Here is a 14850-nt window from a genome sequence, read left to right as displayed (position 1 = left end):
GGCGGATTTTTTGATTCAGGGGCGGCTTTTGCTGCCCCCATCTTTTAGAAAGGACGGACAACATGAAGAAAATACGAAGCTATACCAGTATCTGGTCGGTGGAAAAGGTACTCTATTCCATCAATGATTTTAAGCTGCCATTCCCCATCACGTTCACACAGATGGCGTGGTTCGTGGTGTCGGTGTTTGCGGTTATGCTCTTGGGGAACCTCCCTCCCCTTTCGTTCATTGACGGGGCATTTTTGAAATATTTCGGCGTACCCTTTGCCCTTACTTGGTTCATGTGCCAGAAGACCTTTGACGGGAAGAAGCCTTACGGCTTCCTGAAATCCGTACTGGCATATCTGGTACGCCCGAAACTGACGTATGCAGGAAAGCCCGTGAAGCTGGAAAAGGAATATCCGGCACAGCCCATCACGGCAGTTAGGAGTGATATTTATGGCATATCCGATTAAGTATATCGAAAATAACCTTGTGTTCAACCATGACGGGGAGTGCTTCGCTTACTATGAGCTGCTTCCCTACAACTATTCTTTTTTAAGCCCTGAACAGAAATATCAGGTACACGATTCGTTCCGGCAGCTTATCGCCCAGAACAGGGACGGGAAGATTCACGCCCTGCAAATCAGCACCGAATCCAGCATACGGGCGGCACAGGAACGCTCCAAACAGGAAGTAACAGGCAAGCTAAAGGACGTTGCCTGTGCAAAGATTGACGCACAGACCGAAGCCCTCATTTCCATGATAGGGGAAAATCAGGTAGACTACCGCTTTTTTATCGGCCTTAAGCTGCTTGTCAATGAGCAGGAAGTCACCATGAAGCAGTTTCGCAGGGAAGCAAAGACCGCTGTTTCCGACTTCCTCCATGAAGTCAACCACAAGCTCATGGGGGATTTTGTTTCCATGAGCAATGAGGAAATCTGGCGGTTTCAGAAGATGGAAAAACTGTTGGAGAGTAAAATCTCACGCCGCTTCAAAGTCCGGCGGCTTAACAAGGACGATTTTGGCTATCTGATTGAGCATTTATACGGGCAGACCGGAACCGCCTACGAAGATTATGAGTATTATCTTCCGAAGAAACGGTTTCAGGAGGAAACGCTGGTGAAATACTATGACCTCATCAAACCTACCCGTTGTCTGATAGAGGAAAACCAGCGGTATCTGAAAATCGAACAGGAAGACGGGACAGTTTATGCCGCCTACTTTACCATCAACAGCATTGTAGGGGAACTGGACTTCCCATCCTCGGAAATCTTTTACTATCAGCAGCAGCAATTCACTTTTCCCATTGATACCTCTATGAATGTGGAGATTGTGACAAACCGGAAAGCCCTCTCCACGGTGCGGAACAAGAAAAAAGAGCTGAAAGATTTGGACAACCACGCATGGCAGAATGACAGTGAAACCAGTACAAACGTGGTGGACGCTTTAGACAGCGTAAATGAGCTGGAATCCACCTTAGACCAGAGCAAGGAATCTATGTATAAGCTGTCCTATGTGGTGCGTGTGACGGCTCCCGACTTGGAAGAACTGAAACGCCGCTGCAATGAGGTGAAAGATTTTTATGACGATTTGAACGTGAAGCTGGTTCGCCCCTTTGGGGATATGCTGGGGCTGCATGGGGAATTTCTCCCTGCCAGCAAACGGTATCTGAACGATTATATCCAGTATGTCACCAGTGACTTCCTTGCTGGTCTTGGCTTCGGGGCAACCCAGATGTTAGGGGAACCGGAGGGCATTTATATCGGGTACAGCCTTGATACAGGAAGAAACGTGTACTTAAAGCCTGCCCTTGCCAGTCAAGGGGTAAAAGGCTCCGTCACCAACGCCCTTGCTGCCGCTTTTGTCGGCTCCCTCGGCGGTGGAAAATCATTCAGCAACAATATGATTGTCTACTACTGTGTATTATTTGGGGCACAGGCACTCATTGTTGACCCGAAAGCGGAACGGGGACGCTGGAAAGAAACCCTGCCGGAAATCGCCCATGAAATCAATATCGTAAACCTGACTTCGGAGGAACAGAACAGGGGCTTACTCGACCCGTATGTGATTATGGAGAACCCAAAGGATTCTGAATCACTGGCAATCGACATCCTGACCTTTTTAACAGGCATTTCCAGCCGTGACGGGGAGAAATTCCCGGTTCTTCGGAAAGCCATCCGTGCGGTGACAAACAGTGAGGAACGAGGGCTTTTCAAAGTGATTGAGGAACTACGGGCAGAGGGAACCACCATCAGCACCAGCATAGCCGACCATATCGAATCCTTTACGGACTATGACTTTGCACACCTGCTCTTTTCGGATGGGGATGTCACACAGTCCATCAGCCTTGAAAAGCAGCTCAACATCATTCAGGTGGCGGATTTGGTGCTGCCGGATAAGGAAACCTCGTTTGAAGAATACACCACAATGGAGCTGCTTTCCGTGGCAATGCTCATTGTAATCAGCACCTTTGCCCTCGACTTCATCCATACTGACCGCAGCGTGTTTAAGATTGTGGATTTGGATGAAGCATGGAGCTTCTTACAGGTGGCACAGGGCAAGACCCTCTCTATGAAGCTGGTTCGTGCCGGACGTGCCATGAACGCAGGCGTTTACTTTGTCACCCAGAACACGGACGATTTGCTGGATGAAAAGCTGAAAAACAATCTGGGCTTGAAATTTGCGTTCCGTTCTACGGACATCAACGAAATCAGGAAGACCCTCGCCTTTTTCGGGGTGGATTCCGAAGATGAAAACAACCAGAAACGGCTCCGTGACTTGGAAAACGGACAGTGCCTTATCAGTGATTTGTACGGGCGTGTGGGAGTGATACAGTTCCATCCTATCTTTGAAGACCTGTTCCATGCCTTTGATACCAGACCGCCCGTGAGAAAAGAGGTGGAATGATGGTGATACATAGAACTTCCAACGGGCAGCAGCTCCCTGTTCCCTATTCAGCAAAAAAGGGCTTGTCTTGGAAAATAGCAGGAAAAGTGATTGGCAGGGTGCTTCTGGCACTCCTGCTCATCCTCCTGCTGCTTGCAGTCTTCGGAACAGCCGCCCACGCTGCCGGACTGGTGGATGATACGGTGGACGCTGCCAACGAATACAGCAAATATCCTCTGGACAACTACCAGCTTGATTTTTATGTGGACAGCGGATGGGACTGGCTCCCGTGGAACTGGCTGGACGGTATCGGAAAACAGGTGATGTACGGGCTGTATGCCATCACAAATTTTATCTGGACAATCAGCCTGTACCTTTCCAACGCTACGGGGTATCTGATTCAGGAAGCCTACTCGCTGGACTTCATTTCCTCTACAGCGGATTCCATTGGGAAAAATATGCAGACCCTTGCAGGCGTTACCACAGGCGGCTTGTCCTCGGAGGGATTTTATATCGGGTTCCTGCTGATTCTCATTCTGGTGGTGGGGCTTTACGTTGCCTACACAGGGCTTATCAAACGGGAAACCACAAAAGCCATCCATGCCGTTGTCAATTTTGTGGTAGTGTTCGTGCTGTCCGCTGCCTTTATCGCCTATGCCCCTGATTATATCGGGAAAATCAATGAATTTTCCGCAGACATCAGCAATGCCAGCCTGACCCTTGGTACAAAGATTGTGCTGCCGAACTCGGAAAGTCAAGGAAAAGACAGCGTGGATTTGATACGGGACAGCCTGTTTTCCATTCAGGTCAAGCAGCCGTGGCTCCTGCTGCAATACGGCAACTCGGATGTGGAAAGCATTGGGGCTGACCGTGTGGAAAGTCTGCTCTCAACCAGTCCAAACGAAAACAACGGGCAGGACAGGGAAGAAATCGTGGTGGAGGAAATCGAAGACAGGGAAAATACCAACCTTACCATCACAAAGACCATCAACCGCTTGGGAACCGTCTTCTTCCTGTTCATGTTCAACATGGGTATCTCCATTTTTGTATTCCTGCTCACAGGGATAATGATTTTCTCACAGGTGCTTTTTATCATCTACGCCATGTTCCTGCCTGTGAGCTTTCTCCTTAGCATGGTTCCCTCTTTTGAGGGGATGTCAAAACGTGCCATTACAAAACTGTTCAACACCATCCTTACCAGAGCCGGAATCACCCTGATTATCACGGTAGCGTTCAGTATTTCCACCATGCTCTACAACCTGTCTGGGGAATATCCGTTCTTCCTGACGGCGTTCTTACAGATAGTGACCTTTGCCGGAATTTATTTCAAGCTGGGGGATTTGATGGGGATGTTCTCCTTACAGAGTGGGGATTCCCAAAGCATGGGGAACCGTATCATGCGAAGACCCCGTATGCTCATGCACGCCCATATGCACCGTTTACAGCATAAGTTGGGACGTTCTGTGGCAGCTCTTGGGGCTGGAACGGCTGCCTACCATGCAGGAAAACAGGCTGGCTCAGACCAGAGAACTACTTCAACATCTGGTTCTTCCAAACGGACGCAGGCAGACCACAGCAGACCAGATGGACAGGCAGCACCGGAAAAGGAATCCGCATGGAAACAGGCTGGTTCTGCGGTGGGTACGGTGGCAGATACCAAAGATAAGATAGTTGATACTGCCGGACAGCTTCGGGAGCAGGCAAAGGATTTGCCTGTCAATGCAAAGTACGCCCTTTATCACGGGAAAACACAGGTATCAGAGGGAGTACGGGATTTTACTTCCAGCGTGACCCAGACCCGAACTGCCAGAGCCGAACAGCGGAACGCACAGGCAGAAAGCCGCAGACAGACCATTGCAGAACGCAGGGCGGAACTGGAACAGGAAAAACAGCCGCAAAAGACAGCTTCCGAAGCCCCCAAAGGGGCGGCTCCCGTCCATGAACGCCCTGTTACTGCAAAGCAGCCGGAAGATTTCCGAAACCATGCAGATACCATTCATGCAGGAAAACCAGCCATGCAGCCTGTTTCCCCATCCATCAGGGAACGGGGACAGGTTCCTTATGGGGGAACTGTGGCAGAACGGGCTTCGGTTCCGGTGGTAAAAGCGGCTTCCATCCACCATGAACAGACACCGCCTGTAAGGACAGAACGCCAGATAGCCCCTCCGGCTCCCCCAGACAAACCAGAGGAAAGACAAAAGACAACTACTACACCTGCTGCTCCCCGTCCGGCAAGACCTGTCCAGAATGATACGGCTCCTGTGATACCGGAAAGAAAACGGGCTGCCCCTGTGGTAAAAGAATCGAACTTTACCATCCGGCGTACCACCGCCAGAAAGGAGTGGACAAAAACGGAAAAAACGGCTTCCAAACAGAAGAAAGGGGAGAAACCATGAAGTTAAGACACCTTTTCTTCGCCTGTTCCGGCGTGTTCGTGATGATGTTCTCCCTACTCCTTTTGGTGGTGATTGTCTTCTCGGATGAGGAAGACGGAGGAAGCGGCGGAAACCTTATCTATGGGGGCGTGAGCGTATCACAGGAAGTCCTCGCCCATAAACCTATGCTGGAAAAGTATGCAAGGGAATATGGCATAGAGGAATACTTAAATGTGCTGCTCGCCATCATTCAGGTGGAATCCGGCGGCACACTGGAAGACGTTATGCAGTCCTCGGAATCTCTGGGGCTTCCCCCGAACTCCCTTAGTACAGAGGAATCCATCAAACAGGGCTGCAAGTATTTCTCGGAACTGCTCGCAGCGGCAGAAACAAAGGGCTGTGACTTAAACAGCGTGATTCAATCCTATAATTACGGCGGCGGTTTCCTAGACTATGTGGCAGGACACGGAAAAAAATACACCTTTGAACTGGCAGAGAGCTTCGCAAGGGACAAATCCGGCGGAAAGAAAGTCACCTACACCAACCCTGTTGCGGTAGAGAAAAATGGGGGCTGGCGGTATTCCTACGGAAATATGTTCTATGTCCTCTTGGTATCGCAATACCTGACCGTGGCACAGTTTGATGATGAAACGGTACAGGCTATCATGGAGGAAGCCTTAAAGTATGAGGGATGGACATATGTGTATGGGGGCGATTCCCCCTCCACTTCCTTTGACTGTTCGGGACTGGTGCAGTGGTGCTATGGCAAGGCAGGAATCGCCCTGCCACGGACAGCACAGGAACAGTACAATGTGACGCAGCACATCCCCCTGTCCGAAGCAAAAGCAGGGGATTTGGTCTTTTTCCACTCCACCTACAACGCCGGAACCTACATCACCCATGTGGGGCTGTATGTGGGAAATAACCGGATGTACCATGCCGGAAATCCCATTGGTTACGCAGACCTGACAGGCTCCTACTGGCAACAGCACCTTGCCGGAGCCGGACGAATCAAACAATAAGAAAGGATGAACCGATATGATTCAGATTAGAAAAGAGGATAACCAGAAAAAGCAGAAAGAAAAGAAACTGAAAGTTTACAAAGTCAATACCCACAAAAAAACCGTGATTGCCCTGTGGGTGCTGCTGGCAATGAGCTTCCTGTTTGCCGTCTATAAGAATTTCACGGCGATAGACATTCATACTGTCCATGAAACCAAAGTGATTGAGGAAACCATCCTCGACACTCACAAGATAGAAAACTTTGTGGAGAATTTCGCAGAAGTCTACTATTCATGGGAACAGTCTGCCGCTTCCATTGATAACCGGACAAACGCTTTAAAAGGGTATCTCACCGGAGAACTGCAAGCCGTGAATGTAGATACTGTCCGAAAGGACATCCCCGTATCGTCTGCCCTCACCGACTTCCAGATATGGGAAATCACAGAAGAAAAGGAGCAGCATTATCAAGTAACCTATACGGTGGAACAGCGTATCACAGAGGGAGAATCCAGTAAAACCGTCCGTTCCGCCTATCAGGTGACCGTCTATGTGGACAGTTCTGGGAACCTGACGATTATCCAGAACCCAACCATTACCAGCGTTCCCGTAAAATCCGGCTACACTCCAAAAGCGGTACAAAGTGACGGTACGGTGGATTCCATCACCACGGAGGAAATCAACGAATTTCTCACTACCTTTTTCAAGCTGTACCCTACGGCAACCGCAAAGGAGCTGACCTATTATGTGAATGAGGGCGTGCTGAACCCTGTGGGGAAAGAATATATCTTCTCGGAACTGGTAAATCCTGTCTACAACCGAAACGGAAATCAGGTGACAGCTTCCCTTGCAGTAAAATATCTGGATAACCAGACCATGACAACACAGGTATCGCAGTTTTACCTTGTGCTGGAAAAGAACGGGGAAAACTGGAAAATTGTGAAATAGTTATAGAGAAACGTGCATTTCTCATTTGGAGATTTGCACGTTTCTCTTACAAAGTATTTAAAAGAAATTTTCGTTTAATCTTTATATTTTTGATTAGCTCCCAGCAGTAGTGTATCAATTGCTTCGGATAATTCTTTTCTTACTTTATCAGGATTTGAAAAGGCATATCTTAATTGTAATGTTGTATAACCATGAAGCATACCTGTTACCATGCTCAAAATTTCAGTGGTCTTATCTGGATTAAAGCCACATGAGCAAATAAGTGTTTTAAGTAAAGATAGATAATCATTAAAAATGATTGCTGTTTCCTCTGTTCCATTCCAACTAGCCCATTGAATTATTTCATACACACCGGGATGTTCAATCATATAATTAAGATATTCAACTGCCACTAATTTTAACGCTGAATCCCCTGTCTTACCGATTGCTGCACGAATCATTTTTTCATTCATAGTACGCATACCACTATGTGCTATCTCCCTAAGAAGTTCATCCAAACTTCCTATATGATTATATAAGGAGGGGGTACGAATCCCTAAATTTTCAGCAATAGCTTTCAAAGAAACATTATGAAGTCCATTTCTATCAGCCATATCAGACGCTGTTTTTATAACTTCGGCTCTTGTAACTCGCATATTCATTTTCCTCTTTCTTCACATCATTTACCTCATTTTAAGTAATTAAATTAGCGAAGTCAATAATTAGGTTAGAAAAAAAGAACTTTTATATTGACAAATTGTCTTATAATATTTAATATTACTAATATAATTAGTTTTAATACTACTATAATTAGTTTATGAAAGGAACTACAAATATGTGTACAAGATTTGTGTATAATGGGAAAGAAACCATTGTTGGGTTCAATTTTGATATTGACCTTTCTGAATGGGAACATACCGTAATTGCTGAAAAAGACCGTTTTTTTATAGGGATAAAAATGTCCGATAATAAGTATCACTCTTTTCACGGAATCAATAGAAATGGGAATGTTGGCACATTGTTGTATGTACATGGAAATGACAATGCACAATTTTGCGGTAATGAATCATGCTATACAATAGCTGATTTGACAGAAAATTTTATAAAAGGCAACCTCTCTTTTGATGATTCATTGGAAATAGTGAAAAAAAAGAAAATTACTTATGCTCCTGACACTACTATGCAGGCTATGTTTTCAGATAGAACTGGGCGTGTTCTCATTATTGAACCGGGGATTGGGTATCGTTTGGAAAAAGAAAAATATTCCTTAATAACAAATTACTCCATTTTAAAACCAGAATTGACTAATCCATATGTTTTATCTGGGGATAACAGATATGAAAAGGCAAAGGATTTACTGCAAGGATATGGAGAAAACTTCTCTATTTCCAACGCCTTTGATGTACTTAGGTCAGTACGTCAGGAAGGACTTTGGGCAACCAGAGTTTCTTTTGTATATTCCGTTACTAAAAATAAGGTATATTATGTGTTGAACAATGATTTCAAAAATATTGCAGAGTATCAATTCTAATATCACTGCAATTATAAGCAAAAGTGGAGGATTTACATTTCCCCCACTTCCTTAGATTTGACAATACCATCTGCCTATTGCAATTTTTATTTACTTTTCCATCAATATTTCAAACAACAATTTCTACTTCGACAATCAAGTTAATTTATGTTGTTTAACCTCTATTTCCTTTGTCTACTAAGACATTTAATTATTTACCATACATCTGTGATAATTTTTAATTTGCCTATTGACTTTAACGTTACGTCATAGTATATGATAAAACCAAAAGGAGGAACTAGAATTATGAAAATATCCGCTATCCGTTCTGACAAAGTTTATTCAAAAATTATGAATGCACCGTTAGACAAAAAAAATGACATTTATAGATATGAACTTATGAAGCCTTTTGAAAAAAAGTGGGCTTGTTATAGTGTTCCTATGAAAGCTCTAACGCCTAATGGATATGATGTAATTATGGCAAGCGAAATGCTTGGACATATCGCCCCAACCGCTGTTGACCAAAAGCAACAAAATAATATTAAGCTAATTTCTGATAATACACTCTGGGAAAAATGTGAGTTATCCATTCAGCAGTCGTTGAATTGCTTTGTTGAACACGGTGTTAATCTACCCATTAAAGAATATGCGTTTACAATTTTACTTGCAAATGCTAAAAATCCTTACATTATTTTAAATGATGGTTACTGTGGTGATGGTGGTATTCCAGGATATATTTTTTCTTGGTTACTACCTAATGAATACACTTTATCACATCTTCATGTAGCATTAGCACATGAAACTAATCACAACGTACGATTTCAATTTATTAAATGGAAGAATGACATCACTCTTGGTGAAATGATAGTCAATGAGGGATTGGCAGAAAACTTTGCAACATTTCTGTATGGTGAAGATAAAGCAGGTCCTTGGGTAACAAAAACTGATATAGAAACCTTAAATGAATATATTAAGCCTATTATTCGGGACGGTTTAAATGTTCAAGGATTAGAAAATCTGAATGCATACCTTTATGGTGATGAAATGGCAGCATTACAAAACTATCCTCAGGTCGGATTACCCTATTGTTCCGGATATGCGTGTGGCTATCACTTGATTAAACACTACTTGCAAAAGACTGGAAAAAACATTGTCGAAGCAACTCTATTACCTGCAAAAGAAATTTTAAATGCTACGGAGGATTTTTGGAATGAATGAAAAAGCTAAAACAGTCCATGAAGTTGCTAAATTAACAGGTATTACTGCTCGAACACTACATTATTATGATGAAATTGGTTTATTAAAACCATCTATTATAACCGAAGCAAAATACCGTCAGTATACAGACGACGATTTAACTAGGCTTCAGGAAATTTTGTTTTTTAGAGAAGTTGGATTCGCCCTAAAAGAAATTAAGGAACTGCTGGATTCACCTCATTATGTTCGTTCAGAAGCATTAGAGCGTCATGTACTGATTTTGGAAGCTCAGAAAGAACGAATAGAAGCTTTGATTTCACTTGTAAAAGACACAATCAACGGAAATAAAGAAATTAAATTTTCTGCATTTTCAAATGCAAAAATACTTGAGTTACAATCGCAATTTCAAGAAGAAGTATTAGAACAATGGGGAAATACTGAAAGTTTCAGAGAATACAAGACTATGTTTTCTTCCCATTCAAAGCAAATACAAGAGAAAGAAATAGAATCTTTTTATTCAATGGCTCGCAATATTTTTGAAAAACTAGCTATGTATGAAAATAGTCCTGCGGAAAGTTCAGAAGTACAAGCAATAGTACATGAATGGCAACAATATATTTCTGAACACTTTTATGAATGTAATAAACAAATTTTATCTAATTTGGGAGTTCTCTATATTACAGATGAAAGATTTACCACTTTTATAAATAGATTTAGTAGTGGAAATCTTGCAGCTTTTTTTAATGAAGCAATACAAATTTTTTGCAGAGGTTCAGAATGAATATGATGAAGTGGGTTATTTGTCCTATATGCAACAATAAAACAAGGATTAAAATACGAAAAGATACACAGCTAAAAAACTTTCCGTTGTATTGTCCAAAATGTAAAAAAGAAAGTTTGATATGCGTAAATAACTTCAAAATAGAAATTATCAAAGAGCCAGACGCCTAGACGCAGAGCCGATAATTTATAAGCTATATAGCTTATAGACTATCGGCTCATTTTAATTTCAATCTTATTCTTGCAGGCAATAGAAGTTATTTATCTTCCATTTCCTTGTATTTGACAATACCATCTGCAACGCTTTCCATGATAACAAGGTCTGCGTCTGTAAAATTGTCAATTTTGCTTTCAAGCTGTCTTCGTCTGCTGCTTTTTGCCAGACTATCAGAGGATAAAAAGAACTCATCCACTGATACATTCAGCAGAGATACAAGGTCGTACAGCACCTGTAAACTTGGGTGCTGCCCTTTATTCTCAATATTGGTTAAATAGCGTGGGTCAATTTCAATCATTGCTCCCACCTGTTCACGGGTCAAACCCTGTTTTTTGCGGGCTTCTTTTATGGCAAGCCCAAACGCCCTGAAATCATATTTATCTTCTTTTTTACGCATAATACACCACCTCTGTACATTTTACTGTTCCTGTTGTAATAGCGACAGGTATAGAAAAACGTATTACATAGTTGTACAGTTCCTATTATGCGTATCAAAGATAAAACTATGCTGCCGAAACGGAAATAAAAAAAACCGTTATTTGGCAGCATACTTTCCCTGCGTCAAAATCACATCATCTTTTCCAGACGACGGTTTAACAAAAGCCGCCGTCTTTTTTTGCATGAAATATAGATGATTTTTAAAGTCTACTACTTTATACAGACAGCGGCTTACAGGAGGAAGCCGCTATGCAAAATATTTTCTTAAATATATCTACATTCGGTAAACCGTTAAAAAAAGCCATCCACCTACGCTAGAAAAGTCTGACCTGCAATATGGTTTTTTACAATACATAGTAAGAACTATCGAAGCACACAAGCAGAAATATCGTCTGTTTGCGTGCTTTTTTAGTTGGAAGAAAAAGTTTTTAAATTTTTCTTCTCAAAACGCAACTGCACCCCCTGTCCTGTCGGGACTAAGAGCGAAAAGGGGGAAAGAAGCAGAAATTCCTATCAACTCGCTCCCTTTCAAGGCTGGAAAGGGGGTGAGCAATGATGAAGCCATCTGAATTTCAGACAACCATAGAGAACCAGTTTGATTATATCTGTAAAGTCGCTATGGAGGATGAACGCAAAGACTATCTCAAAGCGTTGTCCAGACAGTGTAAACGGGAAACCCTGTTCTGTGATATGGACGATTACACCGTCAATCTGTTTTCTTCCGAAGACACCTATCCCTCCCATTTCCATACTTTTGAAATGGATGGATTTACTGTCCGCATTGAAAACAGCCTATTAGCAGAAGCATTAGAAAATCTGGATGGAAAGAAACGTGACGTTATCCTGAGATATTATTTCCTCGGATTTGACGATACGGAAATTTCAAAAATTCTGGAAGTCAACCGTTCTACCATCCAGAGAAGAAGACACGCCGGACTGGAATTTATCAAAAAATTTATGGAGGAAGAAGCATGACAGCAAAGCACCCTATGATTCCGTTTCCTGTGATTGTCAGGGCTGCGGACGGCGATATTGAAGCAGTCAACCAGATTGTACGCCATTACAGCGGTTTTATTGCCAGCCGTTCCATGCGTCCCATGAAAGACGAATATGGCAATACCCACATGGTTGTAGATGAAACCCTACGCCGCCGGATGGAAACACGTCTGATTGCAAAGATTTTATCTTTTGAAATCAGGGAACCAAAGTAAAAATAACGCTCTCCTGTGGAAGCATGGACAAGCCCATGCTTCCCAGACAGAGCTTGCCAGTCTATTAAAGTGCATTATCACCAGTGCATTTTAACAGGCTGACAAAGCCAGATTGTTCCTTGAAAAAGAAAGCGTCTAATCAACGCAGCATAAAGCAGCCGAATACGTTTCGATAGAAAGAGAGCCGTTGGGCTGGCACGCCGTAACCCACCAAAGGAGGGATGAAACCGGATAGCGATTCCTGCCAGCGTTCCATAAGCAGCTTACCGCAATAGCTGCCGCCATGACCTTTCTATCGTGATAATGATACTTCCGTACAGCCTTAGTCCGTGTGATGATGTAGCACCGCTGGCAAAGGGTACGGCTGGATGAGAACCATGCAGGGGTGAGATTCCCATGAGCTTTAGCGGAAGCTGTTCGGTTTGCTAAGGATGATTCTTTCATAATGAACAAGCATTTTTGCATAGTCTGTAAACATAGTAAAGACTGTGAGGTGGAATTATGCCAAAAGAAGCAGAAATTTCCTGCAAAAATGTATTTAAGTGTGAAGATAAGTCGGCATTAAAAAAAGAGTTCAATCAGAAATGGATAGAACTCATCAATCAATTAGAAAAATCCAAAGGACAGGTATTACCTGTAAAATGATAGACAAACATTTCTCAACACGGTATAATAAGTGTAGGTGGAATGTTTGTTTTATCTTCTCTTTAAGGGAGATAAAATATGATGAACACAAAGTCAAAAGTTGCTATTTATTGCCGCTTATCAGAAGAAGATAGAAACAAACAACATGAAACTGATGATAGTAACAGTATTCAAAATCAAAAATCCATGCTGATTCAATATGTATTGGAACAAGGTTGGGAAGTCTACAATATATACAGTGATGACGATTATACTGGTTCAGATAGACGAAGACCAGAATTTAACAAACTGTTAAATGACGCTGAACACCGAAAATTTGATATTATCCTCTGTAAAACACAATCCAGATTTACCAGAGAGTTAGAGTTGGTGGAAAAATACATACATGGATTGTTTCCTATTTGGGGGATTCGTTTTATCAGTATTGTAGATAATGCAGATACCGCTAATAAAGGAAACAAAAAATCAAGACAAATCAATGGTCTGGTTAATGAGTGGTATTTAGAGGATATGTCAGAAAACATCCGCAGCGTATTGACTGACCGCCGGAAGAATGGATTTCATATTGGTGCATTTGCTCTTTATGGTTATAAAAAAGACCCCGAACAAAAGGGACACCTGATTATTGACGAAGAAGCTGCTGCTGTTGTCAGAGAAGTTTTTACTTTATTTTCACAGGGATATGGCAAAACAGCGATTGCCCGTATGCTGAATGACCGTGGGATTCCAAACCCTACGGAATATAAACGGCTTCATGGTTTACGCTATAAGCAGCCTACCAGAAAAAATAGTACCTTATGGAAATATTTTGCTATTTCCGATATGCTGACAAATGAAATTTATATCGGAAATATGGTTCAAGGAAAATACGGCAGTGTTTCGTATAAGACAAAACAAAATAAGCCCAGACCTAAAGAGGAATGGTACAGAGTAGAGGGAACACACGAACCGATTATTGACCGTGAACTTTGGGATAGAGTACAATCTATGGTAGCTGAAAAAGCAAAACCATTTACAGTAGGAACCATAGGGCTGTTTGCCAGAAAAGCTCGCTGCATGAACTGTGGCTATACCATGCGTTCTAATAAGCAGACAGATGGAAGACATTATTTACAATGTTCAAATCGCCATGTTGCAAAGGACGCTTGCATAGGCTCATTTATTTCTGTGAAGAAGTTGGAGCAGGCAGTTATTTCTGAACTGAACAAGTTATCACAAGAATATCTTGATAAAGATGAATTGGAACAGAACGTGGAATTTCACTCCAACGTAAAGGAGAAAAAAACTGCTTTAGAAACACAACTTGCTACTTATCAAAAAAAGATTGAAGAAGACGCAAAGGTAATCAGAGAACTTTATCTTGATAAAGTAAAAGGGATTCTTTCCGAAAATGATTTCCTGAATTTGTCAAAAGACTTCACAAATGACAGAGAACGGCTTGAAAAGCTGGTGATTGAAACGCAAAAACAGCTTGATGTAATTGAGAGAAAAATCCAGACAGGCGATAATCGCCGCCAGCTTATTGAGCAATACACAAATCTTGAACATTTAGACAGAGAAACCGTTGAAACTCTAATTGATTATATATTAGTAGGAAAACGGATTCCAGGGACAAGAAATGTCCCGATTGAAATACATTGGAATTTCTAAGTTCTGTAAAATCTGGTGTCTGGCACACCAGAT

15 protein-coding genes are annotated in these 14850 nt (G+C 42.5%); 13 read left to right on the top strand and 2 right to left on the bottom strand.

The genetic code is table 11. From position 1 onward, the window contains the following. The first annotated feature begins 62 nt into the window (after window positions 1–62). The 5 genes from OGM16_08830 to OGM16_08810 are packed head-to-tail and all read left to right on the top strand — an operon-like array spanning window position 63 to window position 7190. Window positions 63–455 carry a conjugal transfer protein gene (locus tag OGM16_08830; protein UYJ48296.1) on the top strand — a complete coding sequence of 131 codons (393 nt, stop codon included), beginning with the start codon at window positions 63–65 and terminating at the stop codon, window positions 453–455. Beyond that, complete coding sequence (locus OGM16_08825; protein ID UYJ48295.1) at window positions 439–2889, top strand: ATP-binding protein; 2451 nt, start codon at window positions 439–441, stop codon at window positions 2887–2889. Before OGM16_08830 ends, OGM16_08825 begins: the two co-directional genes overlap by 17 nt. Continuing rightward, complete coding sequence (locus tag OGM16_08820; GenBank protein UYJ48421.1) at window positions 2889–5264, top strand: YtxH domain-containing protein; 2376 nt, start codon at window positions 2889–2891, stop codon at window positions 5262–5264. The genes OGM16_08825 and OGM16_08820 overlap by 1 nt, the downstream gene beginning before the upstream one ends. Beyond that, complete coding sequence (locus OGM16_08815; GenBank protein ID UYJ48294.1) at window positions 5261–6265, top strand: bifunctional lysozyme/C40 family peptidase; 1005 nt, start codon at window positions 5261–5263, stop codon at window positions 6263–6265. Before OGM16_08820 ends, OGM16_08815 begins: the two co-directional genes overlap by 4 nt. 16 nt (window positions 6266–6281) lie before the next feature. Then, a complete protein-coding gene (locus tag OGM16_08810) occupies window positions 6282–7190 on the top strand; it encodes a conjugal transfer protein (GenBank protein ID UYJ48293.1) in 909 nt (302 codons plus the stop codon). 74 nt (window positions 7191–7264) lie between these two features. Here the strand turns inward: OGM16_08810 and OGM16_08805 are convergent, their stop codons facing one another. Then, window positions 7265–7825, bottom strand: coding sequence for a TetR/AcrR family transcriptional regulator (locus tag OGM16_08805; GenBank protein UYJ48292.1), 561 nt, complete (start codon window positions 7823–7825; stop codon window positions 7265–7267). 179 nt (window positions 7826–8004) lie between these two features. Here OGM16_08805 and OGM16_08800 point away from each other — a divergent pair, with 179 nt between their 5' ends. From OGM16_08800 to OGM16_08785, 4 genes are all read left to right on the top strand, one after another. Beyond that, the gene (locus OGM16_08800; protein ID UYJ48291.1) at window positions 8005–8700 is read left to right on the top strand and encodes a conjugal transfer protein; all 696 of its coding nucleotides are present in this window, start codon (window positions 8005–8007) and stop codon (window positions 8698–8700) included. A 285-nt stretch (window positions 8701–8985) separates the two neighbouring features. Continuing rightward, on the top strand, window positions 8986–9897 hold the full coding sequence (locus OGM16_08795; protein ID UYJ48290.1) for a DUF2268 domain-containing protein: 912 nt from the start codon (window positions 8986–8988) through the stop codon (window positions 9895–9897). Beyond that, window positions 9890–10657, top strand: coding sequence for a MerR family transcriptional regulator (locus OGM16_08790; protein UYJ48289.1), 768 nt, complete (start codon window positions 9890–9892; stop codon window positions 10655–10657). The genes OGM16_08795 and OGM16_08790 overlap by 8 nt, the downstream gene beginning before the upstream one ends. Then, the gene (locus OGM16_08785) at window positions 10654–10827 is read left to right on the top strand and encodes a cysteine-rich KTR domain-containing protein (GenBank protein UYJ48288.1); all 174 of its coding nucleotides are present in this window, start codon (window positions 10654–10656) and stop codon (window positions 10825–10827) included. Before OGM16_08790 ends, OGM16_08785 begins: the two co-directional genes overlap by 4 nt. Window positions 10828–10913: 86 nt before the next feature. On the opposite strand, the gene OGM16_08780 is transcribed toward OGM16_08785, so the two are convergent. Then, window positions 10914–11270 (bottom strand): helix-turn-helix domain-containing protein, encoded by a 357-nt coding sequence (locus OGM16_08780; protein UYJ48287.1) that lies wholly within the window; start codon window positions 11268–11270, stop codon window positions 10914–10916. Between the two features lie 596 nt (window positions 11271–11866). On the opposite strand from OGM16_08780, the gene OGM16_08775 reads away from it, so the two are divergent. The 4 genes from OGM16_08775 (at window position 11867) to OGM16_08760 (ending at window position 14817) form a co-directional block, all read left to right on the top strand. After that, window positions 11867–12286: a sigma-70 family RNA polymerase sigma factor gene (locus OGM16_08775; protein UYJ48420.1), complete on the top strand. Its 420-nt coding sequence runs from the start codon at window positions 11867–11869 to the stop codon at window positions 12284–12286. Beyond that, window positions 12283–12522 carry a helix-turn-helix domain-containing protein gene (locus OGM16_08770; GenBank protein ID UYJ48286.1) on the top strand — a complete coding sequence of 80 codons (240 nt, stop codon included), beginning with the start codon at window positions 12283–12285 and terminating at the stop codon, window positions 12520–12522. Before OGM16_08775 ends, OGM16_08770 begins: the two co-directional genes overlap by 4 nt. A gap of 501 nt (window positions 12523–13023) precedes the next feature. Continuing rightward, window positions 13024–13167 (top strand): hypothetical protein, encoded by a 144-nt coding sequence (locus OGM16_08765; protein ID UYJ48285.1) that lies wholly within the window; start codon window positions 13024–13026, stop codon window positions 13165–13167. A 78-nt stretch (window positions 13168–13245) separates the two neighbouring features. Then, a complete protein-coding gene (locus OGM16_08760; protein ID UYJ48284.1) occupies window positions 13246–14817 on the top strand; it encodes a recombinase family protein in 1572 nt (523 codons plus the stop codon). Window positions 14818–14850: the final 33 nt, after the last annotated feature.

The organism is Lachnospiraceae bacterium, assembly GCA_025758065.1.
Taxonomy (GTDB): domain Bacteria; phylum Bacillota; class Clostridia; order Lachnospirales; family Lachnospiraceae; genus Enterocloster.
The sequence above is the reverse complement of the archived record's forward strand: the minus strand, read 5'-3'. Positions and strand labels throughout refer to the sequence as shown.

Coding starts and splice junctions, on each gene's coding strand:
- OGM16_08830 (UYJ48296.1), top strand. CDS start 63: ATGAAGAAAATACGAAGCTATACCAGTATCTGGTCGGTGGAAAAGGTA.
- OGM16_08825 (UYJ48295.1), top strand. CDS start 439: ATGGCATATCCGATTAAGTATATCGAAAATAACCTTGTGTTCAACCAT.
- OGM16_08820 (UYJ48421.1), top strand. CDS start 2,889: ATGGTGATACATAGAACTTCCAACGGGCAGCAGCTCCCTGTTCCCTAT.
- OGM16_08815 (UYJ48294.1), top strand. CDS start 5,261: ATGAAGTTAAGACACCTTTTCTTCGCCTGTTCCGGCGTGTTCGTGATG.
- OGM16_08810 (UYJ48293.1), top strand. CDS start 6,282: ATGATTCAGATTAGAAAAGAGGATAACCAGAAAAAGCAGAAAGAAAAG.
- OGM16_08805 (UYJ48292.1), bottom strand. CDS start 7,825: ATGCGAGTTACAAGAGCCGAAGTTATAAAAACAGCGTCTGATATGGCT.
- OGM16_08800 (UYJ48291.1), top strand. CDS start 8,005: ATGTGTACAAGATTTGTGTATAATGGGAAAGAAACCATTGTTGGGTTC.
- OGM16_08795 (UYJ48290.1), top strand. CDS start 8,986: ATGAAAATATCCGCTATCCGTTCTGACAAAGTTTATTCAAAAATTATG.
- OGM16_08790 (UYJ48289.1), top strand. CDS start 9,890: ATGAATGAAAAAGCTAAAACAGTCCATGAAGTTGCTAAATTAACAGGT.
- OGM16_08785 (UYJ48288.1), top strand. CDS start 10,654: ATGAATATGATGAAGTGGGTTATTTGTCCTATATGCAACAATAAAACA.
- OGM16_08780 (UYJ48287.1), bottom strand. CDS start 11,270: ATGCGTAAAAAAGAAGATAAATATGATTTCAGGGCGTTTGGGCTTGCC.
- OGM16_08775 (UYJ48420.1), top strand. CDS start 11,867: ATGAAGCCATCTGAATTTCAGACAACCATAGAGAACCAGTTTGATTAT.
- OGM16_08770 (UYJ48286.1), top strand. CDS start 12,283: ATGACAGCAAAGCACCCTATGATTCCGTTTCCTGTGATTGTCAGGGCT.
- OGM16_08765 (UYJ48285.1), top strand. CDS start 13,024: ATGCCAAAAGAAGCAGAAATTTCCTGCAAAAATGTATTTAAGTGTGAA.
- OGM16_08760 (UYJ48284.1), top strand. CDS start 13,246: ATGATGAACACAAAGTCAAAAGTTGCTATTTATTGCCGCTTATCAGAA.